We start from the raw sequence: 26025 nt of genomic DNA on the forward strand, positions 1-26025 counted from the left end.
ACGGTGGCAGTACGGTTCTAGCCGACAACAGCTTCCGAGAATTCCACTGCCCTGCCCTGCGATGGCGTGACGATCTCGCCCTCCCACATGACGCGGATGCCACGCACGATGGTGCCGACCGGCCAGCCTGTGACTTCCTTGCCGTCATACGGCGTCCAACCTGCCCGCGAGCCTGCCTGCGCATTGGTGATGGTCTCGCGCCGCTTCATGTCAACGACCGTGAAATCGGCGTCGTAACCGGCGGCGATGCGCCCCTTGCGCGCCATGCCGAAGATGCGGTTCGGACCATGGCTGGAAAGATCGACGAAGCGTTCGAGCGTGAGCCTCCCGGCATTGATGTGATCCAGCATGATCGGGACCAGAGTCTGCACGCCGGTCATACCGGAGGGTGAAGCCGGATAGGGTTTTGCTTTCTCGGCCAGCGTATGCGGGGCATGGTCGGAGCCAAGCACATCGACAATGCCCTGACTGATGCCATGCCAGATGCCGTCGCGATGGCGCGGCGCACGCACCGGCGGGTTCATCTGCAGAAGCGCACCGAGGCGGCCATAGTCTTCGGAACTCATGGTCAGATGATGCGGTGTCGCCTCGCAGGTGGCGACATCCTTGTGCTGTTGGAGAAAGGCGATCTCCTCGGCCGTCGAAATATGCAGCACATGGATGCGCGCGCGCGTCTGGCGCGCGATGCGCACCAGGCGCTCGGTGCATTGGAGTGCCGCGATCTCGTCGCGCCAAACCGGGTGCGAAGACGGGTCGTTCTCGACCCGCAGGCCAAGACGCTCGCGCAGGCGGAATTCATCCTCCGAGTGGAACGCCGCGCGACGACGGGTGTTGCGCAGGATCGAGGCCACGCCCTCGTCATCCTCCACCAGCAGGTCCCCGGTGGACGAACCCATGAACACCTTGATGCCGGCAGCGCCCGGGAGGCGCTCCAGTTCGGCCACATCCCCGGCATTGTCGCGCGTACCGCCGACCCAGAAAGCGAAGTCGCAGTGCATGCGCGCGGTGGCGCGCCCGATCTTGTCAGCGAGCGTCGCTTCGCTGGTCGTCAGTGGATTGGTGTTGGGCATCTCGAAGACGGCGGTGACGCCACCCAGCACCGCGGCGCGGGAGCCGGTTTCAAGATCTTCCTTATGCTCGAGGCCCGGTTCGCGAAAATGCACCTGGCTGTCGACGACGCCAGGCAGCACATGCAGGCCGCGACAATCTATGGTTTCTCCAGCGGAAGCGGAACCAAGATCGCCGATCGCGGCAATCCTGCCTCCACTCACGCCAACGTCGCGCTGGCCAATGCCGTCATGATTGACGACGATGCCGCCCTTGAGGATGAGGTCGTAGGTCACTGCCATCCGCTCCGGCCCTTGTGTGGGAATTGCCTGCGGCTTACGTAATGGCTCTTCGAAATGCAAGATCAGGCCCATGCCGACAACTCTTCTCGCAGACCGCGCACTCGTCTCCGTCTCAGGCCCTGAGGCCGAGCACTTCCTGCAGAATATCCTGACCGTCGATCTCGATCCGCTAAGCCAAGACGAAGCCAGGCCAGGTGCACTGCTGGCGCCGCAAGGCAAGATCCTCTTCGATTTCCTGGTCTCCCGCACCGGCGAAAATGGCTTCCGACTGGAGTGCCGTGCCGACATCGCCGATGATTTCGTCAAGCGGCTGATGTTTTACCGGCTGCGCGCAAAGGTCGACATTTCCAAGCAGGAACAGGATGTTGTCGCCGTTTGGTGGCAGGCTGATTCAAATGCCTCGCAAAATGATTCCGCAGCCTCAACCAGTGAATCAAGCGCCGGCGTGCGCGACACCCGTTTCAACTCTCCGGTCCGGCGCTTCTACGAAGCGCCATTGCCTGCGGCGGAGGCTACGTTAGCCGAATGGGAGGCCTTCCGCCTTTCACAGGGCGTCGCCGAAAGCGGTCCCGACTACGCTCTGAACGACGCCTTCCCTCATGACGTCCTGCTCGACCAACTGGACGGCGTCGGCTTCAAGAAAGGCTGCTTCATCGGCCAGGAGGTTGTTTCGCGCATGCAGCATCGCGGCACTGCGCGCCGGCGCGTGCTGCTGGTGGACGCCGCAAGCGCCTTGCCAGCCTCAGGAACAGAACTGACCGTCAACGGCCGCCCAGTCGGCACCCTGGGCTCGGTCTCAGGCACGCGCGGCCTGGCCATTGCGCGCATCGACCGCGTCAAGGCGGCGATGGATTCCGGCCAGGAAATCAGTGCCGAAGGTGTTGCCGTTTCGTTGGCCATCCCCAGCTGGGCGCGTTTCACATTCCCTGAAACCGCAAGTGCGGAGGACGCCTGATGGCGGACCGGGTCGGCGCGCCGCCGCGAGCCTGGCAGCGTATGCTGTCGGGACGCCGGCTCGATCTGCTCGACCCTTCCCCGCTCGACGTCGAGATCGGCGACATCGCCCATGGCCTTGCCCGCGTCGCGCGCTGGAACGGGCAGACCTCCGGCGATCATGCCTTTTCAGTGGCGCAGCACTCACTGCTGGTCGAAGAGATTTTCCGCGCCATCGAGCCATCGGCGTCACCCGCCGCGCAATTGACGGCTTTGCTGCACGATGCGCCGGAATATGTCATCGGCGACATGATCTCGCCGTTCAAGTCGGTCGTCGGTGGCGGTTACAGGTCCTGCGAGGAGCGGCTGCAGCATGCCATCCACCTGCGCTACGGACTGCCTGCTTCCGCAAGCCAAAGCCTGAAAAGGGACATCAAGCGCGCAGACCAGATCGCTGCCTATTTCGAGGCGACGGTGCTGGCCGGTTTCGGGCTCGCGGAGGCGGCGGAATTTTTCGGCCGCCCACGCGGACTGTCCATAGATCAGTTCGACCTCACTCCCAAACCCGCCAAGCAGGTGGAAAAGGCGTTCATGGCTCGGTTCCACAAGATCGAAGCCGGTTTGCGCCAGAGCAACTCCAGGAAAAGCGTGTAACGGTTTTCCGTCCGGAATTGCGTACGAACAGGGAGTTAAAGCGTTTCCGTGAAAAACGGAAACGCTCCAGGTCTACTCAGCCCTCGACGAAGCGCAGGCCAACCACGCCGACAATGATGAGCGCTATACAGCCAAGCCGGAGTGGCGTCGCCGGATCGCCGAACAGCACAATGCCGAGGGTCGCGATTCCAACCGCGCCGATGCCTGTCCAAACGGCATAAGCGGTACCAGCCGGCAGATGGCGCATGGCGAAAGTCAGCACGAAGACGCTTAGCAGTGCGAAAAAGATGCCGCCGACACTCGGCCAGAACCGCGTCCAGCCCTCGGCATATTTCAACGAAACACCCATCGCGATCTCGATGACACTCGCGACAAGAAGCAGCAGCCAAGCCATTCCGGCCCTCCTTTGATGTTCAGATGCAGACCCATGTGTGCTAGCGGGAACCAAAGAGCAATTACGCACCTTTTGGTGCCTATAGGTTTTTGATGGCCGCGCCAAATGTCTATGATTCTGCCTGTTCCGCGCGAGATGCGCTGGAACTGATCGCCTCGAAATGGGCGATGCTGATCCTGCCGGCCTTATCCGAAGGATCGATGCGCAACAGCGCGCTGCTGAGGAAGATCGGCGGCATCTCTCAGAAAATGCTGACGCAGACGCTGAAGGACCTGGAGCGCAATGGGCTGGTGATCAGGAAGGACATGCAGACCGTGCCACCGCATGTCGAATACAGATTGAGTGCCCTCGGCAGCTCACTCAGCGAAGCGCTGATCACGCTGGACCGCTGGGCGGAGCGCCATTCGGGCGATCTCGACGCCGCCCGCGAGCGCTTCGACGCCGACCGAAAGTCTCTTGACTAGCGCCCCTGGCGCTCCAGACGATCCAGGAACCACTGCGTCAGCCGCACCCAGACGTCATCTTTCTCGCCGGTGTCCTCGCAACCGTGGTCGAGGTTGGGATTATCGTTGACCTCGATGACGAAAACACCGTCCTTGGTTTCCTTCAAGTCGACGCCGTAGAGGCCATCGCCGATGCAGCGGGCCGCCTTGACGGCTGTCTGGACCGCATGTGCGGGAGCATCCTTGAGAGTGAAGGTCTTGAAGCCGCCCTCGTCCGGCTTGCCGGCGCGATCATGGTTGACGATCTGCCAGTGCTGCTTGGCCATCAGATACTGCACCGCAAAGAGTGGCTCGCCGCCCAGCACGCCGATGCGCCAGTCATAGTCGGTCGGGATGAACTTCTGCGCAACGAGCAGGTCGGAATCCTCCAGCCACTCGGTCGCCAGTTTCTTCAGCTCGCCGAAATCCTTGCACTTCTTGACCCCGCGCGAGAAAGCGCTGTCGGGGATCTTGAGGACCAGCGGGAACCCAAGCGCGTCTGCAGCCACTTCCAGATCTGAGGGACCGGCGATCATCACGGTGGGCGGCACCGGCACGTCGTTGAAAGCCATCAACTCGTTCAGATAGACCTTGTTGGTGCAGCGGATCATCGACAGCGGGTCGTCGATCACCGGCATGCCTTCCTGCTGGGCACGGCGGGCAAAACGATAGGTGTGGTTGGAAATCGAGGTCGTCTCGCGGATGAACAGCGCGTCGTAGTTGGCGACCCTGGCCAGATCTTTTTTGGTGATCGGCTCAACCTCGACGCCCATCTTCTCGGCTATGCGCGCCCAATAACGCAGAGAAGAGATCGCCGAAGGCGGCAATTGCTCATGCGGATCGACCAACGTCGCGAACGTGTAGCGTGCCGGGATGCGCGCCTTGCTGTCTCGCCATTCGCGGCCGGTGTAGACATCGAGGCATTCGAGAAAGCGCTTCTCCTCCACCTCGGTCATCCGTGCCAGCGGATAGAACCCTATCTTGCGTATCGTCGCCCATTCGCCCGCGTCGGTTATCGCCACTTCCAGCGCCGGTGCACGGAACCAGTCGAACAGCAGTTTGGCGAAACGATCCCAAGCCTTGCCCGGACCGATACCGAAGAAGATGTGAACCTTGGCTGGGAAGACACCGCCGAGATCCTTGCGGCACTTGTTCAGCGCCAGTTCCAGTTCCGGCAGCGCGTGCTCGTAGAGCTTGCGCTCGGAGAGGTCGATCATCGTCTCGACGGTCGGAATGACCTTGTGGCCGCGCGAACTCGCCAGCAGCGACGAGTAATAACCGCGGCTCTGGTAGTCATAGCGGTTGGAAAGATTGATCACCTTCGGGCGTTGGCCGCGAAACAGGCCAGGATGGGCCAGATAGTCGCGATTGGTGATGACTTTGTGCGGCGTTGCCACCTGGTCGAGATCGTTCTGCCTGCCTGTGAGGATGACCCAGGTCATTGTTTCGCGCGCGCTCCAAGAATGATGGCGGCACGCAGGCCGTCGCGGCCGAACTGCGCCATGGAAATGAAGATGTCGTACGGCACCGGAATGTTGGCGGCATCCACTTGCGTTTCTTCCCGCTCGTCCTCGACCCATGGATCGTGGATGAGGATATGGTCGCCATCGTCGCCAATGGCCAGAACCCAGTGGGGGACTTTCTTGCCGAACATCAGGAAGCCGCTGATCAGGACAACAACCAGCTTGCCAGTGGCGATCGCGGCGCGGATGTCTTCGATGGAAAAGGCATTGTAGCGCACCGGGATGCCATACTCCCTGGCACGACGCTGGAAATCGATCTGTGCGAGCTCCATGACACGGCGCTTCTCGACACTGCGCACCGACTGCAGGAACAGCGGTCCGTCGAACGAGACGAAAATCTCAGCCGAAAGTCCGTATTCATAAGCAGCCACCGCCAATCCGAATGGCTCGCAGCCGCCTGGGCCCGACATCATGAAAACAGTCGTTGCTTCCCGCCACAACCGCACTTCCATGACTGGGTCCGGCCTGAAGCCGGTATCGAAATGCGCCATGGTCATCATCAGGCAGCATGGACCGCACGTAAAATCACAGGTCTGCTCATAGAATGGCACAGAGGTAATGACCGGCACATGGCCCCGCAGCATCTTCTCGTAACGCAGTGCGGGTGCGCCATCCTCGTAGTAGTCGCTCTCGCGACCAATCTTGCGATAGCCGGATTGTTCATAGATGCGGATCGCGCGCGCGTTGTCCTCTCGTACTTCCAGGCGCAACATCATGCGATCGTGTTCGAAAGCAGCGTCCTCTGCCGCCTCCAGCAACAGGCGGCCAACGCCCCGCCCGCCGAAATCAGGGCCTGTGGCCAATGAATAGAGCCGCGCGACGCGGCTGCCCTTGCGAAACAGGATGATCGCATAACCTGCAATGTTGCCGCCGCTCTCAGCGATCAGGGTCTCAGCCGTTTCCCGCTCGATGAGCTGGCGGAAGGAACGGCGCGAAATGCGATCGGTTGCAAAGACGGCGTTCTCGATGGCGGCGAGAGCATCGACGTCGGAAGCGCGGGCCGTGCGGACTTCGGCAGGCATGAAGGCTTGAAAAACCTCGGTGCGTGGCAGGAAATGGGCCTATCGAAACATCGAACACGCCGACAGGAAAGCCGACGCATATTCAGCGTTTCGCGCTTCGATTTCGGCTGAATTGTGACAGATTCGACTTGCTTGCCAAGACGTCGAACAACTTCCGCCACCGGAGATATCGAGGGAGCGGGCTCTCCACGACAGTCGCAATCAGGCTCTGACAGACCCTACGAAAAAAGACAGCACAGGGCTTTGCTGCCGGCCGGAGCCGTGCAACCAAGAGATATGGTCACTACCGAACGACAACAGTCCTTGCGCCCCTGGCCGAAATGGCTCGGATGGCTCGGCATTGCCTTCCTCGTTGCTGCCATCCCGGCAGCGTTGGCTGCAATGACGATACCGGCGAATGAATACAAAGCCTTGGGCGTGGATGCTGTGGATTGTGACGGACCGATCTCGGTCTATCTGTTTGCCGTCCCCACACTGTTGATCTATGGCGCCGGCGCGGTTGTGAACGGCCGCTATCTTCGCGACCGGCTTAACCTGGTCTTTGCGATCTTCTCTGCCCTGCTCTGCGTGCTGATAGCCGCCAATATCGCCAGTGCAGTCGGCGAACAGGTGCATGTCGAGCACGATCTCCAAGCCTGCCAATAGCCCGGACCGCCAGCCGTATCGCTCAGACCTTGCTTTCGGCGCCTTCGATCAACTGGCGATAGGCATTGCGGGCAACGGTGGCTAGCCGTTCCTGCGGCAGGACACCGACAACGGCACAACCATAACCCTTGTCGAGCCAGTAGACCGCAGTCGGACCGTTCTTCTCGGCGTAGGTGCCCTTCGCATAGCTGCCGGATTCCGAAGTCACGAAAAGTGAGACGCGATTGCCCTCGGCATCTTCGTAGAGCAGCATCGCCGCCTTGCCCGTACCAGAGGGCAGCAGCCGGCCACCGACCAGTTGGAACCCGTCGGCGGTGAGATCCGGGGTTATCAGTCGCAAGCCGATCCGCGCCGACAGCCAATTGCGCATATGCTCCCCGTCCGAGGCGGGTACCTCGACGGCATGACGCTTCTCGGCTGCATAGACGGTGTAGGCGGCAACCGCCTCCTCGGCGAATCTGTCGGCCGAAGGGTCTTCCACACCGATGCCACGCGAACCGATGACGTAACCACCGCTGCCACCCGTTGCCAGCAGGACCGCAGCTGCGGCAGCCTGCCACCAGCGGGAGCGCAGTGGCGCCCGGGTGCCGGTATCGCCCGCAACCAACTTGGTGAAACGGGACGGAACCGGCTCGTCAAGGATAGCCGACAAGGCGCCGCGCAATGCATCGCGATCGGCATTGAAGCGACTGCTCCTGGCCTTCATCTCCGGATTGCTCTCGAGCCATAGCTCGAAGGCGGTCCGTTCTTCATCGGGCAATTCGTCGTCGAGTGCCAGATGGATGTCCCGTTCCGTGAAATCACGCGCGGTCATTTCTCGACCACCTTCAGCGAGCGGCGGCGCGCGCGATCGTCGAGCAGCGCGCGCAGATCCTCACGGCCACGCGAAATCCGCGACATAAGCGTACCTGCAGGGATACCGAGAATGTTGGCGGCTTCCGCGTAGGAGAAACCTTCGATGGCAACGGTCACGATCGCCGCACGACGCTCGGGCGCAATCGCCTGCAGGGCATCGAGGATTTCCCGGGAGGCGATGTTTTCCACCTGGATCGATGGCACTGTCAGCGCCTCGTCGCCATCCAGTGGCAGCATCGCCATTTCGCCGCGGCGGCTCACCTTGCGCATCTGGTCGATGAAAAGGTGGTGCATGATCGTGAACAGCCATTTCCTCGGGCTTTCGCCGGTTTGCCAGTTATCCAGCCTGGCCAAGGCACGCTCGAGACAGTCCTGGACAAGGTCGTCCGCGGAATCGCGATTGCGCAACAGCGCCCGCGCATAGCGGCGCAAGCGCGGAATCTCGCCAAGGATCGCGGCCTTCCTGTCGTCCATGGGTGGCTGTTCGCCAATCTTTCCCGTTGCCCTGGCGATTGAACGCGCCTTCGCCGGCTAGCGCAAGCGGCGCCAATGCCCGCTCTGTTGCCTTCAGGAACAGAACGAAGCCAGCGAAGGGATTATTCCCGGACCAATTGGCGGGCATCAAAAAATAAGCGCCGCCAGCTCGGGGAGCCAGCGGCGCTGGAGAACCGGCTGATATCAGAACCGGTAGTTGAGACCCATCTTGACGGTGTGGCTCTTCAGATCATCCGTGCGTTTGGCGCCATTGCGCAACGTGTAGTCGACGTCACCATAGTTCACATAGTTGTATTCGACCTTGGCCGAGATGTTGCCGGCGAATGCCTGCTCGATACCACCGCCCAGCAGATAGCCGCCCTCCCACTTGCCACCTGAGGCAACGGTGCCGCCCGGCTTGACCTTGGTCATCGAATAGCCGGCCGTGCCGTAGACCAGTGTCCTGTCGAAGGAGACGCCTGCACGAACCTTGGCGGCACCGGTCCAGGTACGCTTCAGTTCGGCGCCGTCATCCAGCTTGTGCTTGGTTCCCTTGGAGTAGGTGCCGTCGAGTTCCGCACCGTAGACGAATGGGCCGCTCTGGAAATTGGTGCCGACCTGGCCGCCGAACTGCCAGCCGCTCTTGCTCGAAAACGGGTTGGGAAAGCCCGAGGATGAGGTACCCAACTGGCCGCCGATATAGCTGCCCGACCAGTTGTAGGCGGGATCCGAATAGGTCTGGTCGGACACGAGATCGGCCGCTACGGCCGGCACGGCGAAAGGTGCAAGGCCAGCGAACATGACGAGAAACAGATTTCGCTTGGACATGGTTTTAGCTCCGAAAATGATTGAGCTGCGGAGCATTTAGCTCCGCAGCCCGTTGACGGGGCTGACGGCCGGTCGGCGACTGGGGAAGCAATCCGCCGGCTGGGCCCCGTGCACCAGCGCGCTGGTTGCATGGGGACAATGGCCGGCATGGATTACGCCAACATTGCGCAAAGTTTAGCGAAAACAAATATTTATGGGTAATATTTCAGTAAGATTCCTTAAGCATTCCTGAAAGCGGCTACCCCTGCCTGGGCGCCCGCGACAGCAGTCGCTGGTAGAACAATCCGATGCCGATGAGCACGGCACCCAGCCCAATGAAGGAAAGCGCCCGCAACACACCTTCCAGTTCCGACATGTCGAACAGGAAGACCTTCAGCACGGCTATCGCAATCAACGCCGCCGAAGCGACACGCAGCACATAGGAACCGAACCGGACACCAATCACGAGCAGCACGACGCCGAGCAGCAGCCACAGCGCGGAATAACTGTAGGTCTCGATCTGCTCCATGCCGCTCCACAGGCCGATGAACTCACCCTTGAAGAAGCGCCGCACCGACAGGGTTGCATAGGCGAAAGCCAACAGGGCTCCGATCAGGGCAAGCATGGCGGAATACCATTTCGGGCGCTTGCCGCGCGCGTAATATGCCACTGCCCCGGCAGCGGCAGCCGGCAACAGATAGGCGAGGAAAAGCAGATTGAAGACCGGAATCCCGCCCGTCGACTCGTCGGTGAAGAGCGGATTGAGGATGACAAAATGCTGGCCGACTATGGCGAGCGCCGAAACGACACCGACGATCAGCGAACCATAACGCAGCACCGAACTCGGCGAGCGCATGTCGATGCTGATCAAAATGGCGCCTGCGCCGAGAGCTATCAGCGTATAGATCGACTGCTCGGCGAGTGAGACCCGCCCGTCATCGATGACGCCACCATGCATGGCATGACGCACCAGCATCGCCACGCAAAGCAAGGCAAACAGCGCCGCTCCGGCTTCCATGGCAAGGCGTGGGCGGCCATTGGTGGTGCGCGCCAGCTGCCAGGCCGCAAAGCCGAAGCCGAGTGCGGGCACACCGTAACCTGCCAACAGCCAGTTGAAGACTGGTGTTCTGGACAGGAACTCGGCACCGACGATGGTCGGGTCGAAGGCTATGCGCGCAAGAACGGCGACAACGGAGCCGACCGAAAGCCAGCCAAGCACAGGATAGTCTCGCCAACGCGTGGCCAGGGCGGGCACGACGGCAGCCGCGCCCAACAGAACGGTGGTCAGGCCTGAGCCGAAAGCCATATGCAGCAACAGGACGGTTGCGACCCCTGCACCGGCCAACGCGAAGGAAACAGCCAGACCGCCGATGAGCGGAGGTTGTTCGGCCCGCGCGATCCATTCGCCACCGGCAACCAGCACAGCGAGCAACAGCAAGGTAACTGCCGCGTAGACGAAATCCCGATCGATATCGCCGAACGTCACCCAAAGCGACAACACGATCACCAGGGGCACAGCCGCAGCACATGCAGCCCAGGAAGCCGACTGTGCAAGGCTTGTCCCGACATGTCGCCTGGCGCTCCACAGGCCCGTGCCCAAGAACAGCAAACCAAGCACGATGCCGATGCGGACCATCACGGCATCTGCAACGACGGTCACTGGCGTGGTGTCAATGGCCGCGTAGCCTGAAAGGTCGATGGATGTCTCGGCCAACGGCGTGATTTTGAGATAGGCAAAGACGGTTGCCAGGGCGGAACCGTTTAGAACAGGCAATGCCTGCGGCCGAAACGCGACGGTTCCGATCATCGCGGCGACGATCAGGGCTGCTGGCCAGGCACCACCAAGATCAGCGAAACGCGGCTCGGCAAACAACACCAGGCTTGCTGCCGCGACGAAGATCGCCGGAGCGATCGATGTCAGGTCGAAGCCCATCCGCGCCTCGGCCGGGCTGGACTCTGAGCCCAACCAGACAAGGCCAAGAACCGCCAGCACAACGAGGTTGATGAAGACGAGGACACCGAATCCGGGCGTTGGCGCCTCGATCATATAGAGCACGACCCACAAACCGACGCCGGCAAAGGCTGCCGCCATCAGCAGCGACCAGCGACGGATGCGCGCGATGAAACCGGTCGCCGCGAGGACGATCGCCAGATACCCGAACAAGGCCCATGGATTGGGTGATTGAGAAGAGACCAACATCGGCGTCGCCAGCGAGCCGAGCAGTCCGACGCCGGCGAGCGCCTGCCCGTGCACGAGCGCGGCGGCGATCGTCGCGATGCCGATCAACCCAAGCAGCACGAAAGCCGCCGTGGGACCGATGAAGCCGTAAATGCCATGTGCTGCATAAACGGTACCGAACAATGTGAAGGCGCCGGCCGCGGTGAGAATGGCCGGGATGAAGGCACCGGCCGCGCCCTCGACAGGCACCTTGAAGCCGGTGCGGCGGATGAATTCACCGCCGCCGGCCAGAACAAGGCCGAGGATTGCCGCCATGGCTATCCGCACACCCGGCCCGAAGATACCCGCCTCGATGCTGTAGCGGACGAGGAAGAGACCGCCCAAGGCCAGTGCTATACCACCGACCCATACCGCCCAGCGTGTGCCGAGCGCGGTTTCAATGTCCGGCTTCTTCTTCGGTTCTTGCGATTTCGCGGCACCGTCTTCGCCCCTCGGCTCGGACACGGCCTCCTCACCCTGAACCGGGCTTCCCCATGGGCCAGCCGCTGCAATTTCCTGCGTATCCTCCGGTTCGGAGGCCTGAGGAACATCGTCGGGCCCGCCCTCTAGCAAAGCCTCGCTTGAGCTCAGCGGCGATGGCTCGGTCGTGAGCGCCTCCGCGGGCCTGGAGGTCGATCCGGCTGCACCCGGAATGACGAGTTTGCGCACCTCGCCGAGCTCGCGTTCGATCCTGCCAAGCTGCGAGCGCTGTCGAGCCACGATAACAAGCAGAACGACAAAACCGACAATGCTGAAGACATCCACCGAGGCATCCCCCTGAAGCCGCGTTCTACCGTCGCCCGAATCGCCTATCGGGCCGCCAGGTTGGCGACCGAAAAGATCGAGCAGGTTTCGGTACCGAAGGCCAGTAGCCTGCCTGCACTGTCCTTCAGGGTCGCTTCCGATACGGCCAGCGTGCGCCCCTTGTGCATGATCCTGCCCTCGCAAACCACCTCGCCGATGTTCGGCGTGATGGGTCGCATCAGGTTCACCTTGAATTCCGCCGTCGCATAGGCTTCGCCCTTGGCCAGCAAGGTCTGCACCACACAGCCGAGCGCCGAATCGAGCACGGTCGCCGCCCAGCCGCCGTGCACCCCACCCATGGGATTGAGATGTTTTTCGTTGGGCATGCCGCGAAAGACGACGCGCCCCTCCTCTGCCTCGGTGAGGGCGAAACTCAGTTGATACGCCATGGGCGGCGCTGGATACCGACCGTCGATGACACGCTGCAGCAGCTCCAGTCCTGAATAAGCGAGCATGTCGGCATGCGGAATGGTGCCGACGCCCATCGGCGAAATCCGGCCGGGATAGAGTTCAACGGCACTCATGCGGCGGTGTCTCCCTTGGTCGAGCCGTGGGCAGCATGATGCTTGCGCAAGGCGGCAATGAAGCCGGAGCGGGCATCCGGCGGTTCGACGCCACGTGGCTCGTAGACATGACGGGTGAAAAAGAACGATGTCAGCCTGAAGGCTTGCTCCACCGCGAAAAGATCCGCGTTCAGCCCGGCGCCGCGCTGCAGGAACATAGGCAGCGCCAGCATCTTGTCGTGCCAGGGCGCTCCCGCTTCGCGCGACACCGCCCTGCCCGACTTCGGCGAGACATAGGCCAGGTTCTCCTTGGTCCCGGTAGCGGCACATTCGGAAAGGTCGAGACCGAAGCCGAGTTCGTCGAGGATCATGAGTTCAAACCGCGCAACCAACCCGCCGGCAACGTCGGCATCCTCCAGATGGGCAATGATGAGGGCCAGAGTTTCGTAAAGCGCGTCATGTGGGTCGCGCTCCGGCAGAAGCCGGAGATTGGCGGCCAGCAATTGCAAGCCGTAGACGGCGACCGCGCTGTCCATCAAGCGTGCCGCGTTCATTTCGATGGCTTCGGCCTGAAACGTTCCGAGATGCTCGTCGAGTCGGGCATGCCAGATCAGGTCGACCCGATTGCCGGCCTGCAGCACTGGTTGCATCTTGCGTGCGCGGCCGCCGCGCACCAGGCCGAGATGCCGGCCATGCGCGCGCGTCATCACCTCGAGGATGGCGCTGGTTTCGCCATGCTTGCGGGTGCCGAGTATGATTCCCTCGTCGCGCCATTCCATGGCGGGAGATTTGACGCCTTCGGCTGGGAAATCAAGGAGCAGGCAGAAGGCTTCAAATCTCCCGCCAAAACAAACGGCCCGCGGCGAATGCCGCGGGCCGCAAGATATCGACTGGAGGTCGATTAGAAGTTGCGCTGGAAGCGGATGATGCCGCCGAAGCTGTTCTTCTTGTCAGCCTTGGTCCAGCTGCCGAGGTAGCCGGCCTTGCCGTAGCGGCCTTCGTTGACGAAGTCGACTTCAGGCGTGATCACGAAGCCAGGGACGATTTCGTAGGCAACGTTGGCAGCGATTGCGAGGCTGCGGTTGTCGTCATACGAAACCTGAGCATTGAACTTGGTCTTGGAGTCGAACTTGTAGGTACCGCCGCCCCAGACAGCCCAGTTGCCGCCCCAAGGCTTGTACTGGTTGCGGTCGATGTTGTCGTCCGAACCATAACCAGCCATCACGAAGAGGGTGAGGTCGCTGGTTGCGTTCACATCGAGGCGAACCTTGCCAGCCCATTCTTCGTAAGCGCTGTTGTAGGCGACGACGCCGGTGAGCGAACCCCAGTCGCCCTTGTACTTCAGGCCGCCGACCACGTGCGGAACGTAGCTGTCGATGGTGTTGCTGTCGACAGTCCAGGTGTCACCCACGCGCTTGACGCGGGAGTAGCTGCCCGAGCCCTGTTCCAGCGACACGATACCCGAGAAGCCATTGCCGGCATCGAAGGTATAGCTGATCAGGTTGGTGTCCTTGCCGCCGTAGGGGATCAGCGTGTCCTGGATTACGTTACCGGCGTAGCCGATGAACGAATCGAACACCGTTTCGTCCTTACCGACGCGCAGGCCGCCGAGCTGGATCCAGGCGAAGTTCAGCGACACGTTCTTGTTCACGGCGTCGCCGTTGCTGTTGGTGTTGCCGAACTGGAAACGGGTCTCGGTGAAGGTCTTCAACGTGCCGTATTCGGTCTCCTGACCGGTCCAGGTGCGCAGAGCGAAACGGGCATTCTTTGCGTAGGTGTGGTTGCGGTCACCGTCCAGGCGATCGGTGGCGACGGAGCCATCGAACGAGCCGACATCACCGAAGCCGGCGTCATAGCGGATGTAACCACCGACGCGCAGGCAGGTCTCGGTGCCCGGGATGTAGAAGTAGCCGGCGCCGTAGACGTCACAGATCTTGACGTATTCAGCGGGTTCCGGCTCGGCGACCACAACAGCGTCGGCGGCGCGCGCACCGGAAACTGCGAGCAGTGCCGCAGCCGAGCCGAGAAGGAGGCTCTTGATGTTCATTTTGACCTCTCCAGTCAATTTTCAAAAATATGTTTTCAGATTTCTGGCTGAAGGCCATTGCCACCAACCGCCACTCGAAAGGTGACGCCCGAGCGCCCCTTTCTGCCGGGACAATACCCATCGAGTTTTCACTTTCAACGAATATTGCACTGCACAACGGCAGGACAGGACATTCGCCCGCAGCTTGTTGTAAATTTACAACTAACATGTTGATATTTAATGACTTTTGGCACATACGGCACATCGACAAGAATCTGTCATAAAAGACCGGTCATTCGCCGAATAATTTTGTGCCGGCTAAAGAAAATTGAGCACAAGGCAGACTTGCCAAAGGCAGTCAGGCGACCTCGGTCGACGACCCCGCGAAGGCCTCGGCAGCGCGGATGACGTCGCCTGCGTGATCCTTGGCCAGAAGCGAGAGCGGAGCCTCGCCGCCGAACTCCAATGCCGGCCGGATAAGCCACGACCAGGCCGTTCTCGGATGGCCGATGAACCCAAGCACCTCACGAATCCCCGGCACCGGGCGGCCGTCGATGAACTGAGCGAGCGGGAAGACGTGTTTCCTGCCGCCGGTGCGCAGCGCAATCACCTCACCCCGCCGCTGCCAACGATGCAAAGTGGAGCGTGGGATGCGCAACGTTTCTTCCAGATAGGTGGAGCCCGCCACCTGCCCTGCCCACTCCTCGACCAGGACGGACGCCAGACCATTGCGCTGCGACGGAAGCTCCGAGGCAGATTCTGACAAAGGGCTTTCCAGCAAAGTGGCGCTCTCATGCACCGGTCCCCGGCCTTCCGATGCCTGAGCGACATCGACGAGGAGGAGTTTGACGATCTTGGCGGCAAGCTTCGATGGGTTCTTGAGCAGCCGGTCCAATGCCCGGCGCTGGCGCGGAGAGAGAGTGACGATTGCCGCCGCGATGCTGCCGCCGACAAATGCCGAGGCTGCAATGGTCTCCTCGTTGGACGGATCGACGCTGGCTCGCAACACGCGCTGAAGCTCAGCCACCGCAACACGCTCGAGCTCAAGCCGGGAAAGGCCGCCCGTGGTACCGGTAAGTCCATTCATGCGCATCGTTCCGCCGCTGCCCCGACGCAACGAACGCCACCGGGACGCGACGGCTATAGGTGTCGCATATGACAGTTACGCGACAAAGGAACAGCCCGTTAGTGCGGGAAATCCAGCCCCATCTGGCGATAGCGCTCAGGGTCGTCGCCCCAATTTTCCCGAACTTTCACGAACAGGAAGAGATGGACCTTCTGCTCTAGGATTTCGCCGATCTCCTTGCGAGCGGACTCGCCGATTGCACGGATGGTCTCGCCCTTGTGGCCAAGCACGATCTTTTTCTGGCTGTCGCGCTCGATATAGATCACCTGTTCGATACGCACCGAGCCATCTTTCTTTTCCTCCCACTTCTCGGTTTCGACATGGGAGGCGTAAGGCAGTTCCTGATGCAGGCGCAGGTAAAGTTTTTCGCGCGTGATTTCAGCGGCGAGCTGGCGCATGGGCAGGTCGGATATCTGGTCTTCCGGGTAGTACCAGGGACCAACCGGTAAAGCCTCGCCAAGATAATTGAGCAGGTCCTTGCAGCCGGAGCCTGTCAGAGCCGAAACCATGAAGGTGCGCTCAAAAGCAACGCGCTCGTTGATTGCCTTTGTCAACGTCAGCAGCGTCTCCGGTTTCACGCGGTCGACCTTGTTCAGGACCAGTATCTTCGGCTGGCGCACATCGGCCAGCTTGTCGAGAATGGCATCGGCGTCACCCTTGATGCCGCGTTCAGCGTCGATCAACACCAGAACCAGATCCGCGTCCTTGGCTCCACCCCAGGCGGTGGTGACCATCGCAGTGTCGAGTCGCCGCTTTGGCTTGAAGATGCCGGGCGTATCGACCAGCACGATCTGTGCACTTCCGTGGGTCGCAATGCCGCGCACGAGGGCACGGGTTGTCTGCACTTTATGGGTCACGATCGACACTTTGGTACCGACCAACTGGTTGATCAGCGTCGACTTCCCGGCATTGGGCGCGCCGATCAGCGCGACAAAACCAGAGTGGGTTGTCCCTGCGCTCATGTCTGCCGTCATCGCACATTGTCTCCTTCGGCGGCCCATACTCCTTCACGGAGCAGAAGCGCCGTAGCTGCGGCCTGTTCCGCTTCACGTTTTGAGCGGCCGGTGCCCGTCGCCGTTTCCTTGGAGGCAACGCTCACTGTTACGGTGAAGAGCGGGTCATGATCAGGCCCTTCCCGGCTATCGATGCGATACTCCGGGGTTGCGGCTGCCGCCTGGTGCGCCCACTCCTGCAATTCGGTCTTTGGATCGCGTCTGGCGGCACCAACAGCTTTGGCGCGCGGCCTCCAATAGGAGTGGATAAAGCGCCTGGCTGCGTCGAGCCCGTCGTCGAGATAGATGACGGCAATCAGCGATTCAAGCGCATCGGCGCGCAGGTTGACCCGCTTGCGTTCGGCGAGGTTGCGGACCTCGCTACCCGCCCGGATCAAATCGGCCAGTCCGATCTCATCGGCAATTTGCGCCAACGTTTCGGCGTTGACCAATGCATTCAGCCGCACCGACAGCTCGCCTTCGGGTGCGTCCGGAAAATCGGCCAGCAGCATATCCGCGACTGCAAGGCCGAGCACCCGGTCGCCCAGGAATTCAAAGCGCTCATAGTCGACCCCGGCATGGCTGCCGCGAGCACTGGCATGTGTCAGCGCGCGCTGCAAACGTTTGGGATCGCGGAAACCGTGACCGGTTCGACTTTCCAGGACGGCAGCCAATGCCTCGGGAGTTAAACGCTTGGGCGCCGTCATCTGTCAGTGGACGAAGGAAAAGAGGCGCGACGGACGCATCTCGGACGGCCACTTCCAGATTTCGAGCGGGCTGGCACCGCCGGCGATCGAGAAGAAGATGATGTTGGCGCGACCGACAAGATTGTCCGCAGGCACATACCCGACACTGAACCGGCTGTCGCTGGAGTTGTCGCGGTTGTCACCCATCATGAAATAATGGCCTTCCGGCACGACGAATTCGCGTGTGTCGTCGCCGATGCCGTTTGGCGTCAGGTCGAGCGTGTCGTAGCTCACCCCGTTCGGCAGCGTCTCGCGGTAGACGTCGACAGGCCCGTTCTTCTCGGTGATATCGGGGTTGTCGATCTGTCCAACCTTGGTGCGCGGCACGCCGACGCCATTGATGAAGAGCTGGCCGCCCTTCATCTGGATCTTGTCGCCCGGCAGGCCGACGACCCGCTTGATGTAGTCGACGGATGGATCCGGTGGGAACTTGAAGACGACCACGTCGCCGCGGTTCGGTTCCGAACCCCAGATGCGACCTGAGAACAGATCTGGTCCAAATGGCAGCGAATAGCGCGAATAACCGTAGGCCCACTTGGTGACAAAGAGATAGTCGCCCTCCAGCAAAGTCGGCCGCATCGAACCGGAAGGAATTGAGAAGGGCTGGAAGAACAAGGTACGAATGACAAGCGCCAGAAGCAGAGCCTGCACGATAACGCTTACGGTTTCGCCAAGTCCGCCGCTTTTCTTTTCTGATTTGTCAGCCACGCTCATCTCATCCTCGCTAGAGCACCGCGCGCTTGTTCGGACGCACAGGGAACGCTCTAAAACTTTATCTACACATCCTTCTTGCCGAAAATCGATTCCGACTTTCGGGCTGATGCATTGTCCCGCCGTTCATATACGGGGTCACCGGCTGCCGGGCAACGCCGTTGTCTTGTCGGACAACGTCAATAACCCCTCCAGCCTCCATCACTGTGGCGCTTCTGCGACCGGCAGTGCCTCGATGATCACAAAGGCTTGAGCAAGCGGAAAATCATCGGTGATCGTGAGATGGATCACGGCGTGATGGCCGAAAGGCAGAAGCTTCCCGAGCTGGACTGCTGCGCCACCGGTCAAAACCATGGTCGGCTTGCCACTCGGCAGGTTGGCTACGCCCATGTCCCGCCAGTAAACACCCTGCGCGATGCCGGTTCCCAAAGCCTTGGCACAGGCTTCCTTGGCGGCAAACCGCTTGGCGTAGGAGGCTGCGCGGGCTCGGCGGCCTTCCGACCGGGCCTGCTCGACATCGGTATAGACCCGCTTGACGAAACGTTCGCCATGTCGCTCAAGCGACTTCTCGATACGACGGATGTCGATCAGATCGGAACCGATACCGATGATCATCGTGTCGCCGAACCCAAGGCATCAGCGCCTGATACCCGATGATGCGTGGCCCTTTCGGCAAGCCGCCGGCGTCGACGCTCGCGAAACGCCGTCATCCCCCAACGCGTAAGCCCATAAGCGACAACGCCGGTGAGCAGACCAAGTGGAACTGCGCCGATAGTCATCGGCTTCAACACCGGTTCCCAAAGCTGCGACAGGCTCAAATGCTCCATCATGGCACCGAGATGCTCCGGCACCCCCTTGCGTGGCAGGTGCTGGTGCAAAATCAGCTTGCCGGTCTCCCAGGACGCACCCCACAGAAACGGCATGGTCAGCGGATTTCCAAGCGCGGTACCGATGGCGGCGGCGACCAGATTACCGGCGACCAGCCAGCATACGGCCGCAGCAACAACGAAGTGCAGTCCAAGCGGGAAGAAAGACGCAAACACGCCCGCCGCCACCCCGGCGGCAACGGCATGCGGCGATGCCTCCAGCCGCACGATGCGCCTGGCATAATAGCGCAACGACCGCGACAACGAGCGGCGCGGCCATAACCACACCCGCAGGCGTTCACCAAGACTTTCCGCTTTTCTTCGCTTGAACAACATGTCGATCAGGCCAACCCCACACGGACCAATCAGAGCGTGCGACTGCCCGGCTTCACCGGCGGAATCGCGGCCAGCTCGGGGGGCAACTGATCGGCAGGATACGCCGGAACCTCATATTGCGCGAGTGCAATCAGCGGCACGCCGACGTCGGTCTTGCCGGCCGAACGATCGATGATGCAGGCGGCTGCCAGCACCTCGGCACCGAGATCGCGCAGGCATTCGATCGTCTCGCGGATGGACAGGCCGGTCGTGACGATGTCTTCCACGATGACGACGCGCGCGCCCTTCTCGATGTCGAACCGGCGCAGTCTGAACACACCCTGCTCGCGCTCGACCCAGATCGCCGGCACGCCAAGATGACGCGACGTCTCGTAGGCAGGGATCAGACCACCTACGGCAGGACCGACGACATAGTTGATCGGTCCCCCTACCTCGGCGCGGATCTTGTCGGCCAGCGCCTTGCAGAGGCGTTCGGTCTTGTCCGCATGCATGAACACGCGCGCCTTCTGCAGGAAGGTCGGGCTGCGCAGGCCCGAGGTGAGGATGAAATGACCTTCGAGCACCGCGCCCGCCGAGCGAAAGATATCAAGCACTTCAGCCGTGTTCATGCCTTGCGGCTCCAATCATCCGTTGACACGCCGCGCATCGCTGACGCTCGAGTTTTCCTTGAGCTGCGACAGCAGCCGGTTCAAGTGCTTCAGATCCCAGACTTCCAGGTCGACCAGCATTTCGGTGAAGTCGGGCGCCGTGCGCACCATCGACAGCGTATGGATGTTGGCATCGTTTGACGCCACGACCTGCGCGATATCAGCAAGAGAACCCGGCGCATTGATGGCCGTCACCGAGATGCGCGCCGGAAACCGCTCCCGGTTGTTCTCGTCGATATCCCAGCGCACGTCGATCCAGCGCTCCGGCTGATCATCGAAGGCGGTCAGCGACGGCGACTGGATCGGATAGATGGTGATGCCGGAGCCTGGCTGGATGATGCCGACGATGCGATCTCCGGGAACCGCGCCTTCAGGCGCGAAGCGCACTGGCAGATCGCCGCGCACGCCGCGGATCGGCACCGCCGCATCGTCTCGCGGCTGTGTCTTGTCGCGGCGAGCGGCGCGCCCCGGCATCTGGAACAGCATGCCGGCAGCATTGCGGATGCGCGACCAGCCTTCTTCGCGCTGCTTCGGCGCGACTGTGACGCGCTCGTCCTTGTAGTCGGGAAACACGGCTTTCAAGACATCCGCCGAAGCGAGCTCACCACGCCCGACGGCGGCCAGAACGTCCTCGATATCCTTGCGTGCCAGCCGGTGCAGCACCGGCTTCAGGTTTTCCTTCGAGAAGGTTTTGCCACCACGCTCGAAGGCGCGTTCGAGGATACGCAGACCAAGCCCCGAATATTGCTTGCGGATGGCGTTCTTGGTGGCGCGGCGAATGGCAGCGCGCGCCTTCCCCGTGACCACGATCGATTCCCAGGCCGCGGGTGGCACCTGCGCCTTCGAGCGGATGATCTCGACCTCGTCGCCATTCTTCAGTTCGGTCATCAGCGGCATCACCCGGCCGTTGACCTTGGCACCGACGCAGGTGTCTCCGACATCGGTGTGGACGGCATAGGCGAAATCGATCGGCGTCGCGCCGCGCGGCAGCGCGATCAGCATGCCCTTCGGGGTGAAACAGAACACCTGGTCCTGGAACAGTTCCAGCTTGGTGTTCTCCAGGAAATCCTCCGGATTGTCGCCTTCGGCCAGCTGCTCGATAGTACGGCGCAGCCACGCATAGGCGTTGGTCTCCTTGGAGATGATGTGTGTGCCGTTGCTTTTGCCAGCGGCATCCTTGTAGATCGAATGGGCGGCGACGCCATATTCCGCGATCTTGTTCATTTCGCGCGTGCGGATCTGCAATTCGACACGCTGGCGCGAAGGACCGACAATGGTGGTGTGGATCGACCGGTAGTCGTTCTGCTTCGGCGTCGAGATGTAATCCTTGAAGCGTCCGGGCACCATCGACCATGTGGTATGGATCAGGCCAAGCGCGCGGTAGCAATCCTCGACCGTGTCCATCACGACGCGAAAGCCGAAGATGTCCGACAATTGTTCGAAGGACAGTGCCTTGGCTTCCATCTTGCGGAACACCGACCACGGCTTCTTCTGGCGGCTTTTGACGCTGGCCTTCATCGCATGCTTGTCGAACAAAGCTGAAAGCGCGTTCTCGATCTCGGTCAGCACGCCCTTGTTGCGTTCCGATATTTCGGCGAGCCGCGCGGTTACCGTGCGATAGGCCTCCGGATTGATATAGCGAAACGCGATCTCCTCGAGCTCCTCGCGCATGCCCTGCATGCCCATGCGTCCGGCCAGCGGCGCATAGATCTCCATCGTCTCCTCGGCGATGCGCAGACGCTTGTCCTCGCGCATGTGGTCGAGCGTGCGCATGTTGTGCAGGCGATCGGCGAGCTTGACCAGGAGAACGCGCACATCCTCGGAAATCGCCAGCAGAAGCTTGCGCAGGTTTTCGGCCTGCTCCGCCTTCTTGGAGACGAGGTCGAGCTTTTTCAGCTTGGTCAGGCCCTCGACCAGCTTGCCCATGTCGGGACCGAAGAGCTCATCGATCTCGGCACGCGTGGCGGTGGTGTCCTCGATCGTGTCATGCAAGAGGGCAACGGCAATGGTTGCCTCATCCAGATGCATGTCTGTGAGGATGGCTGCGACTTCGAGCGGATGCGAAAAATAAGGATCGCCAGAAGCACGCTTCTGGTGGCCATGCTTCTGCATGGCATAGACATAGGCCTTGTTGAGCAGCGCCTCGTTGACGTCCGGCTTGTAGCGCTGGACGCGCTCGACAAGCTCATACTGACGCATCATGGGCGGATTCTCGCAACGCTGAAATGAATCATGCGCCGCTCGCCGAGCGACGCATGTCACAAATAGCCACGAAAACTATGGCGCGAAAGGGCTTAAGCCCCGCCGGCTATCAATAATCGTCGTTCTTTTCCGGAGCAACCAGGCCTTCGATACCGGCCAGCAGATCCTCTTCCGACATGCGGTCGAAAGTGATGTTCTCTTCCGGCTCGTCGGCGTCGGCCGCAACAGCGGTTCCGGTCTGATCGGTAATCGCCTCGGCTTCCGGTGCTTCCGGCTCGTCGACCTCGACATGTTTCTGGAGCGAATGGATCAGGTCTTCCTTCAGGTCGCCCGGCGAGAGCGTCTCGTCGGCGATCTCGCGCAGCGCCACGACCGGGTTCTTGTCGTTGTCGCGCGGCACGGTGATCATCGCACCCTGGCTGATCTGACGGGCGCGGTGACCGGCCAACAGCACCAGCTCGAAGCGGTTGTCGACCTTGTCGATGCAATCTTCAACGGTTACGCGGGCCATCCGATGCCCCTTTCATGCTCTTGATCTATTGGAAATCTGGCGGGCTCCATAGCCCGAACCGGCCTGGAATACAAGCGCGGCGCGCCTCAAGCACCCACCAGGTCTGTCTGCGATCACAATTTCTTGCTCAATCCCTGGCTACCCTTGGAATGCCATCATCCGGGCGTTATTTCCAAAAGAATAGGGGCTTGGCGGTTTTCTTAAGAAACCTTGCCAGACGTACTTATCGCATTGCCTATTTTCAAGAAGGATATTGCCATGTTCGACCCACGCGAAAAGATCGCTCTTTTCATCGACGGCGCCAATCTTTACGCCACGTCCCGTTCCCTCGGCTTCGACATTGACTACCGTAAACTTCTGGCCAGCTTCCAGAAGCGCGGCTATCTCCTGCGCGCATATTATTACACTGCGCTGGTCGAGGATCAGGAATACTCCTCGATACGACCTCTGATCGATTGGCTCGACTATAACGGCTTCAAGGTTGTTACCAAGCCAGCCAAGGAATTCACCGACGCTGCAGGCCGCCGCAAGATCAAGGGCAACATGGACATAGAACTGACCGTGGATGCGCTGGAACTCGCCGATGTCGTCGACCACTATGTGCTGTTTTCCGGTGATGGAGATTTCCGCACCCTGGTGGAAGCCCTGCAGCGGCGTGGCCGCAAGGTCTCGATCGTTTCGACCATGGCTTCCCAGCCGCCAATGATCTCGGATGACTTGCGCCGGCAGGCCGACCATTTCATCGACCTGATGACCTTGAAGAACGAGGTTGGCCGTGATCCGACGGATCGTCCGGTCCGGCGTGCCGAACCAGCGGCCGCCCAGGATGATGACGACGACCAGTATTGATGATGGGGGCCGGCAGATGGTAGCACCGAGGCATGCTTGTCTCCGCCGAACCCGATCACGACTGTCCGCTTTGCCCACGCCTGCACGACTTCATTGCCGCTTGGCGTGAACGCGAGCCTGACTGGTTCAACGGTCCCGTGCCGGCTTTCTTGCCCAAAGGCAGTGCACCGGACCGACGAGAAGACAGTGTACGTCTGCTGATCGTCGGCCTGGCACCTGGCCTGCGTGGTGCCAACCGGACCGGACGGCCTTTTACCGGCGATTATGCCGGTGACTTGCTCTATTCAACGCTGATTGCCCATGGATTTGCTCGCGGACGCTTCGAGGCACGGCCGGACGACAGCCTGGAGCTTGTCGACACAGCCATCGTCAACGCAGTGCGTTGCGTGCCGCCGGAGAACAAGCCGACCGGCCCGGAGATCGCGACCTGCCGGACCTTCCTCGTCCCGACAATGGCACGCTTTCCGAATCTGCGTGCCATTCTGACGCTGGGGGCGATTGCGCATCAGTCGACCGTTCGAGCCCTTGGACTGCGCGTCGCGGCCTTCCCGTTCAAGCACGGCGGCAACTATGACACAGGCAAAATCCAGCTGTTCTCCAGCTATCATTGCTCCCGCTACAACACGAATACCGGCGTGCTCACGACGGAGATGTTCATGAAGGTGTTTTCAGACATCAGGGCAGCACTGGGTCCGGCATAAGCTGCACTGCCCAACAACGCGAGCAGTTTCTTCGGCAGACGTCTAGCCGCGCTCCTTGAGCAGCCTGCCCTTTTCGCGGGCCCAGTCGCGCTGCTTTTCCGTCTCGCGCTTGTCGTGCAACTTCTTGCCGCGCGCCAGACCGAGCAACAGCTTGGCCCTGCCCTTGTCGTTGAAATAGATCTTGAGCGGAACCAGAGTCATGCCGTCGCGCGCGACGCCCTGCCCCAACTTCGCGATCTCGCGCTTGTTGAGCAGCAACTTGCGCCGCCGCCGCGGCTCATGGTTGAAACGGTTGCCCTGCAGATATTCCGGAAGATAAGAGTTGATCAGCCAGATGCCGCCATCCTCCACCGAAGCGTAGGATTCCTGGATATTGGCCTGGCCCTGACGCAAGGACTTCACCTCGGTACCGGTCAGCACCAAGCCAGCCTCGACCGTGTCGAGCACCTCATAGGAAAAACGCGCCTTGCGGTTTTCCGCGGCGGTCTTGTTATTGGGGTCGGCTTTCTTCACCTGGTTCATGGCATTCAATTTCAATCAACTGTCGGCGCGCCACGGCAGGCCCTGCCACCCGAGACGCGTCGGAAAAGAAGCCATCAAATGGCAATGCGGGTCGAATTCCGCAAGAGCAATTCCAGGAAAAGTGTGCAACGGTTTTCCGTCTGGAATTGCGAAAAAACAAAGAGTTAGAGCGTTCCCGCATTTCCGTGAAAAACGGAAACGCTCTAGACCCGTGACAGCCTAGTTCAAGAGACCCGCAAATTTCATCGCCGCGTCGATCTTGGCTGCAGTGCTCTCCTCAACCGTCATAAGCGGCGAGCGCACAGCATTCTCAACACGACCAAGCCGCGAAAGCGCATATTTGGCGCCCGAAACGCCTGGCTCGACGAAGATGGCCTTGTGCAGCGGCAGCAACCGATCCTGCAGTTCCAGCGCGCGCTCCTTGTCATTGGCAAGCGTAGCTTCCTGGAACTCGGAGCACAGGCGTGGCGCAACATTGGACGTGACCGAGATGCAGCCGACGCCACCATGCGCATTGAAACCGAGCGCCGTCGCATCCTCGCCCGAAAGCTGGATGAAGTCCTTGCCGCAGGTAGCGCGCTGTTCGGACACGCGCTCGATCTTGCCGGTGGCATCCTTCACGCCAACGATGTTTTTGAAATCATTGGCCAACTGCCCCATCGTCTCCGGCATCATGTCGATCACCGAGCGCGGCGGGATGTTATAGATGATGATCGGAAGCCTGGTGGCCTTCGCGACGGCAGCGAAATGCTGGTAGAGGCCGCGCTGGGTCGGCCGGTTGTAGTAGGGTGTCACCACCAGGGCAGCGTCGGCACCGGCCTGCTCGGCGAACTGCACCAGACCAACCGCTTCTTCGGTGTTGTTGGAGCCGGCGCCCGCCACTACCGGCACGCGGCCGTTGGCGACCTCGATGCAGGTCTTCACAACATGACGATGCTCTTCATGCGACAGCGTCGGAGATTCGCCCGTGGTGCCGACCGGAACCAGCCCGCGGGTTCCTTCTTCGATCTGCCAGGCAACAAGCGCGCGAAAGGCTTTCTCGTCGAAGCGCCCGCTCTTTTCGAACGGTGTCACGAGCGCAGTCAGCGAGCCTCTCAGCATGTCTTCAAACTCCACGGAACCCAACG

Annotated in this window: 28 protein-coding genes; 6 read left to right on the plus strand and 22 right to left on the minus strand. The window is 61.1% G+C overall.

What is annotated here, in order from left to right:
• Positions 1 to 17: 17 nt before the first annotated feature.
• A complete protein-coding gene (locus ACFWYE_RS07410) occupies positions 18 to 1349 on the minus strand; it encodes a dihydroorotase (protein ID WP_379110495.1) in 1332 nt (443 codons plus the stop codon).
• Positions 1350 to 1419: 70 nt separating this feature from the next.
• Here ACFWYE_RS07410 and ACFWYE_RS07415 point away from each other — a divergent pair, with 70 nt between their 5' ends.
• On the plus strand, positions 1420 to 2304 hold the full coding sequence (locus tag ACFWYE_RS07415) for a YgfZ/GcvT domain-containing protein (protein ID WP_379110496.1): 885 nt from the start codon (positions 1420 to 1422) through the stop codon (positions 2302 to 2304).
• Positions 2301 to 2936 carry a hydrolase gene (locus ACFWYE_RS07420; RefSeq protein WP_379110642.1) on the plus strand — a complete coding sequence of 212 codons (636 nt, stop codon included), beginning with the start codon at positions 2301 to 2303 and terminating at the stop codon, positions 2934 to 2936. Before ACFWYE_RS07415 ends, ACFWYE_RS07420 begins: the two co-directional genes overlap by 4 nt.
• A gap of 76 nt (positions 2937 to 3012) precedes the next feature.
• Here ACFWYE_RS07420 and ACFWYE_RS07425 read toward each other — a convergent pair whose 3' ends face one another.
• A complete protein-coding gene (locus ACFWYE_RS07425) occupies positions 3013 to 3330 on the minus strand; it encodes a multidrug efflux SMR transporter (protein ID WP_129410434.1) in 318 nt (105 codons plus the stop codon).
• Positions 3331 to 3422: 92 nt separating this feature from the next.
• On the opposite strand from ACFWYE_RS07425, the gene ACFWYE_RS07430 reads away from it, so the two are divergent.
• The gene (locus ACFWYE_RS07430; protein WP_379110498.1) at positions 3423 to 3794 is read left to right on the plus strand and encodes a winged helix-turn-helix transcriptional regulator; all 372 of its coding nucleotides are present in this window, start codon (positions 3423 to 3425) and stop codon (positions 3792 to 3794) included.
• Here ACFWYE_RS07430 and ACFWYE_RS07435 read toward each other — a convergent pair.
• Together ACFWYE_RS07435 and ACFWYE_RS07440 are read right to left on the minus strand one after the other, a co-directional pair.
• Entirely contained in the window at positions 3791 to 5254 is a 1464-nt protein-coding gene (locus ACFWYE_RS07435; protein WP_379061141.1) for a RimK family protein, read from the minus strand. The two genes, ACFWYE_RS07430 and ACFWYE_RS07435, sit on opposite strands and share 4 nt — an antisense overlap.
• Entirely contained in the window at positions 5251 to 6357 is a 1107-nt protein-coding gene (locus ACFWYE_RS07440; RefSeq protein WP_379110500.1) for a peptidase C39 family protein, read from the minus strand. The genes ACFWYE_RS07435 and ACFWYE_RS07440 overlap by 4 nt, the downstream gene beginning before the upstream one ends.
• A gap of 243 nt (positions 6358 to 6600) precedes the next feature.
• On the opposite strand from ACFWYE_RS07440, the gene ACFWYE_RS07445 reads away from it, so the two are divergent.
• On the plus strand, positions 6601 to 7002 hold the full coding sequence (locus tag ACFWYE_RS07445; protein WP_379110501.1) for a hypothetical protein: 402 nt from the start codon (positions 6601 to 6603) through the stop codon (positions 7000 to 7002).
• A 22-nt stretch (positions 7003 to 7024) separates the two neighbouring features.
• Here ACFWYE_RS07445 and ACFWYE_RS07450 read toward each other — a convergent pair whose 3' ends face one another.
• From ACFWYE_RS07450 to rpoZ, 16 genes are all read right to left on the minus strand, one after another.
• Complete coding sequence (locus ACFWYE_RS07450; protein ID WP_379110503.1) at positions 7025 to 7816, minus strand: anti-sigma factor family protein; 792 nt, start codon at positions 7814 to 7816, stop codon at positions 7025 to 7027.
• The gene (locus tag ACFWYE_RS07455) at positions 7813 to 8331 is read right to left on the minus strand and encodes a sigma-70 family RNA polymerase sigma factor (protein WP_379061149.1); all 519 of its coding nucleotides are present in this window, start codon (positions 8329 to 8331) and stop codon (positions 7813 to 7815) included. Before ACFWYE_RS07455 ends, ACFWYE_RS07450 begins: the two co-directional genes overlap by 4 nt.
• 204 nt (positions 8332 to 8535) lie before the next feature.
• Positions 8536 to 9159, minus strand: coding sequence for an outer membrane protein (locus ACFWYE_RS07460; RefSeq protein ID WP_379110505.1), 624 nt, complete (start codon positions 9157 to 9159; stop codon positions 8536 to 8538).
• 238 nt (positions 9160 to 9397) lie between these two features.
• Positions 9398 to 12121 carry a DUF2339 domain-containing protein gene (locus ACFWYE_RS07465; RefSeq protein ID WP_379110507.1) on the minus strand — a complete coding sequence of 908 codons (2724 nt, stop codon included), beginning with the start codon at positions 12119 to 12121 and terminating at the stop codon, positions 9398 to 9400.
• 44 nt (positions 12122 to 12165) lie between these two features.
• On the minus strand, positions 12166 to 12684 hold the full coding sequence (locus ACFWYE_RS07470; RefSeq protein ID WP_379061153.1) for a PaaI family thioesterase: 519 nt from the start codon (positions 12682 to 12684) through the stop codon (positions 12166 to 12168).
• Positions 12681 to 13442 carry a DNA repair protein RecO gene (recO, locus tag ACFWYE_RS07475; protein WP_379061156.1) on the minus strand — a complete coding sequence of 254 codons (762 nt, stop codon included), beginning with the start codon at positions 13440 to 13442 and terminating at the stop codon, positions 12681 to 12683. The genes ACFWYE_RS07470 and recO overlap by 4 nt, the downstream gene beginning before the upstream one ends.
• A 122-nt stretch (positions 13443 to 13564) precedes the next feature.
• Positions 13565 to 14710, minus strand: a complete 1146-nt coding sequence (locus ACFWYE_RS07480) for a porin (protein WP_379061158.1) — start codon at positions 14708 to 14710, stop codon at positions 13565 to 13567.
• A gap of 337 nt (positions 14711 to 15047) precedes the next feature.
• A complete protein-coding gene (locus ACFWYE_RS07485) occupies positions 15048 to 15776 on the minus strand; it encodes a hypothetical protein (RefSeq protein ID WP_379110509.1) in 729 nt (242 codons plus the stop codon).
• Positions 15777 to 15874: 98 nt separating this feature from the next.
• Positions 15875 to 16789 carry a GTPase Era gene (gene era / locus ACFWYE_RS07490; protein ID WP_379061162.1) on the minus strand — a complete coding sequence of 305 codons (915 nt, stop codon included), beginning with the start codon at positions 16787 to 16789 and terminating at the stop codon, positions 15875 to 15877.
• On the minus strand, positions 16786 to 17514 hold the full coding sequence (gene rnc / locus ACFWYE_RS07495) for a ribonuclease III (protein WP_379061164.1): 729 nt from the start codon (positions 17512 to 17514) through the stop codon (positions 16786 to 16788). Before rnc ends, era begins: the two co-directional genes overlap by 4 nt.
• A 3-nt stretch (positions 17515 to 17517) precedes the next feature.
• Entirely contained in the window at positions 17518 to 18267 is a 750-nt protein-coding gene (lepB, locus tag ACFWYE_RS07500; protein WP_379061166.1) for a signal peptidase I, read from the minus strand.
• 198 nt (positions 18268 to 18465) lie between these two features.
• Positions 18466 to 18879: a holo-ACP synthase gene (gene acpS / locus ACFWYE_RS07505; RefSeq protein ID WP_379110511.1), complete on the minus strand. Its 414-nt coding sequence runs from the start codon at positions 18877 to 18879 to the stop codon at positions 18466 to 18468.
• Positions 18876 to 19394 (minus strand): DUF2062 domain-containing protein, encoded by a 519-nt coding sequence (locus ACFWYE_RS07510; protein WP_379061170.1) that lies wholly within the window; start codon positions 19392 to 19394, stop codon positions 18876 to 18878. The genes acpS and ACFWYE_RS07510 overlap by 4 nt, the downstream gene beginning before the upstream one ends.
• Positions 19395 to 19495: 101 nt before the next feature.
• The gene (gene pyrE / locus ACFWYE_RS07515; protein WP_379061172.1) at positions 19496 to 20074 is read right to left on the minus strand and encodes an orotate phosphoribosyltransferase; all 579 of its coding nucleotides are present in this window, start codon (positions 20072 to 20074) and stop codon (positions 19496 to 19498) included.
• Positions 20075 to 20089: 15 nt separating this feature from the next.
• A complete protein-coding gene (locus ACFWYE_RS07520) occupies positions 20090 to 22315 on the minus strand; it encodes a RelA/SpoT family protein (RefSeq protein ID WP_379110513.1) in 2226 nt (741 codons plus the stop codon).
• A gap of 109 nt (positions 22316 to 22424) precedes the next feature.
• Positions 22425 to 22826: a DNA-directed RNA polymerase subunit omega gene (rpoZ, locus tag ACFWYE_RS07525; protein ID WP_239370515.1), complete on the minus strand. Its 402-nt coding sequence runs from the start codon at positions 22824 to 22826 to the stop codon at positions 22425 to 22427.
• 258 nt (positions 22827 to 23084) lie between these two features.
• On the opposite strand from rpoZ, the gene ACFWYE_RS07530 reads away from it, so the two are divergent.
• Both ACFWYE_RS07530 and ACFWYE_RS07535 read left to right on the plus strand, forming a co-directional pair.
• The gene (locus tag ACFWYE_RS07530) at positions 23085 to 23675 is read left to right on the plus strand and encodes an NYN domain-containing protein (RefSeq protein ID WP_379061176.1); all 591 of its coding nucleotides are present in this window, start codon (positions 23085 to 23087) and stop codon (positions 23673 to 23675) included.
• A 32-nt stretch (positions 23676 to 23707) separates the two neighbouring features.
• A complete protein-coding gene (locus ACFWYE_RS07535; RefSeq protein WP_379110515.1) occupies positions 23708 to 24376 on the plus strand; it encodes a uracil-DNA glycosylase in 669 nt (222 codons plus the stop codon).
• A 42-nt stretch (positions 24377 to 24418) separates the two neighbouring features.
• Here ACFWYE_RS07535 and smpB read toward each other — a convergent pair whose 3' ends face one another.
• Both smpB and dapA read right to left on the minus strand, forming a co-directional pair.
• Complete coding sequence (gene smpB, locus ACFWYE_RS07540) at positions 24419 to 24898, minus strand: SsrA-binding protein SmpB (RefSeq protein WP_129410455.1); 480 nt, start codon at positions 24896 to 24898, stop codon at positions 24419 to 24421.
• Between the two features lie 219 nt (positions 24899 to 25117).
• The gene (dapA, locus tag ACFWYE_RS07545) at positions 25118 to 25999 is read right to left on the minus strand and encodes a 4-hydroxy-tetrahydrodipicolinate synthase (protein WP_379110517.1); all 882 of its coding nucleotides are present in this window, start codon (positions 25997 to 25999) and stop codon (positions 25118 to 25120) included.
• Positions 26000 to 26025: the final 26 nt, after the last annotated feature.

The sequence above is a fragment of the Mesorhizobium sp. NPDC059025 genome, assembly GCF_042739655.1.
Classification (GTDB): domain Bacteria; phylum Pseudomonadota; class Alphaproteobacteria; order Rhizobiales; family Rhizobiaceae; genus Mesorhizobium.

Excerpts from the sequence above, each read along its gene's own strand:
- ACFWYE_RS07410 (WP_379110495.1), bottom strand. The coding sequence starts at position 1,349 with ATGGCAGTGACCTACGACCTCATCCTCAAGGGCGGCATCGTCGTCAAT.
- ACFWYE_RS07415 (WP_379110496.1), top strand. The coding sequence starts at position 1,420 with ATGCCGACAACTCTTCTCGCAGACCGCGCACTCGTCTCCGTCTCAGGC.
- ACFWYE_RS07425 (WP_129410434.1), bottom strand. The coding sequence starts at position 3,330 with ATGGCTTGGCTGCTGCTTCTTGTCGCGAGTGTCATCGAGATCGCGATG.
- ACFWYE_RS07430 (WP_379110498.1), top strand. The coding sequence starts at position 3,423 with ATGGCCGCGCCAAATGTCTATGATTCTGCCTGTTCCGCGCGAGATGCG.
- ACFWYE_RS07435 (WP_379061141.1), bottom strand. The coding sequence starts at position 5,254 with ATGACCTGGGTCATCCTCACAGGCAGGCAGAACGATCTCGACCAGGTG.
- ACFWYE_RS07440 (WP_379110500.1), bottom strand. The coding sequence starts at position 6,357 with ATGCCTGCCGAAGTCCGCACGGCCCGCGCTTCCGACGTCGATGCTCTC.
- ACFWYE_RS07450 (WP_379110503.1), bottom strand. The coding sequence starts at position 7,816 with ATGACCGCGCGTGATTTCACGGAACGGGACATCCATCTGGCACTCGAC.
- ACFWYE_RS07455 (WP_379061149.1), bottom strand. The coding sequence starts at position 8,331 with ATGGACGACAGGAAGGCCGCGATCCTTGGCGAGATTCCGCGCTTGCGC.
- ACFWYE_RS07460 (WP_379110505.1), bottom strand. The coding sequence starts at position 9,159 with ATGTCCAAGCGAAATCTGTTTCTCGTCATGTTCGCTGGCCTTGCACCT.
- ACFWYE_RS07470 (WP_379061153.1), bottom strand. The coding sequence starts at position 12,684 with ATGAGTGCCGTTGAACTCTATCCCGGCCGGATTTCGCCGATGGGCGTC.
- recO (WP_379061156.1), bottom strand. The coding sequence starts at position 13,442 with ATGGAATGGCGCGACGAGGGAATCATACTCGGCACCCGCAAGCATGGC.
- ACFWYE_RS07480 (WP_379061158.1), bottom strand. The coding sequence starts at position 14,710 with ATGAACATCAAGAGCCTCCTTCTCGGCTCGGCTGCGGCACTGCTCGCA.
- ACFWYE_RS07485 (WP_379110509.1), bottom strand. The coding sequence starts at position 15,776 with ATGAATGGACTTACCGGTACCACGGGCGGCCTTTCCCGGCTTGAGCTC.
- era (WP_379061162.1), bottom strand. The coding sequence starts at position 16,789 with ATGACGGCAGACATGAGCGCAGGGACAACCCACTCTGGTTTTGTCGCG.
- rnc (WP_379061164.1), bottom strand. The coding sequence starts at position 17,514 with ATGACGGCGCCCAAGCGTTTAACTCCCGAGGCATTGGCTGCCGTCCTG.
- lepB (WP_379061166.1), bottom strand. The coding sequence starts at position 18,267 with ATGAGCGTGGCTGACAAATCAGAAAAGAAAAGCGGCGGACTTGGCGAA.
- acpS (WP_379110511.1), bottom strand. The coding sequence starts at position 18,879 with ATGATCATCGGTATCGGTTCCGATCTGATCGACATCCGTCGTATCGAG.
- pyrE (WP_379061172.1), bottom strand. The coding sequence starts at position 20,074 with ATGAACACGGCTGAAGTGCTTGATATCTTTCGCTCGGCGGGCGCGGTG.
- ACFWYE_RS07520 (WP_379110513.1), bottom strand. The coding sequence starts at position 22,315 with ATGATGCGTCAGTATGAGCTTGTCGAGCGCGTCCAGCGCTACAAGCCG.
- rpoZ (WP_239370515.1), bottom strand. The coding sequence starts at position 22,826 with ATGGCCCGCGTAACCGTTGAAGATTGCATCGACAAGGTCGACAACCGC.
- ACFWYE_RS07530 (WP_379061176.1), top strand. The coding sequence starts at position 23,085 with ATGTTCGACCCACGCGAAAAGATCGCTCTTTTCATCGACGGCGCCAAT.
- ACFWYE_RS07535 (WP_379110515.1), top strand. The coding sequence starts at position 23,708 with ATGCTTGTCTCCGCCGAACCCGATCACGACTGTCCGCTTTGCCCACGC.
- smpB (WP_129410455.1), bottom strand. The coding sequence starts at position 24,898 with ATGAACCAGGTGAAGAAAGCCGACCCCAATAACAAGACCGCCGCGGAA.
- dapA (WP_379110517.1), bottom strand. The coding sequence starts at position 25,999 with ATGCTGAGAGGCTCGCTGACTGCGCTCGTGACACCGTTCGAAAAGAGC.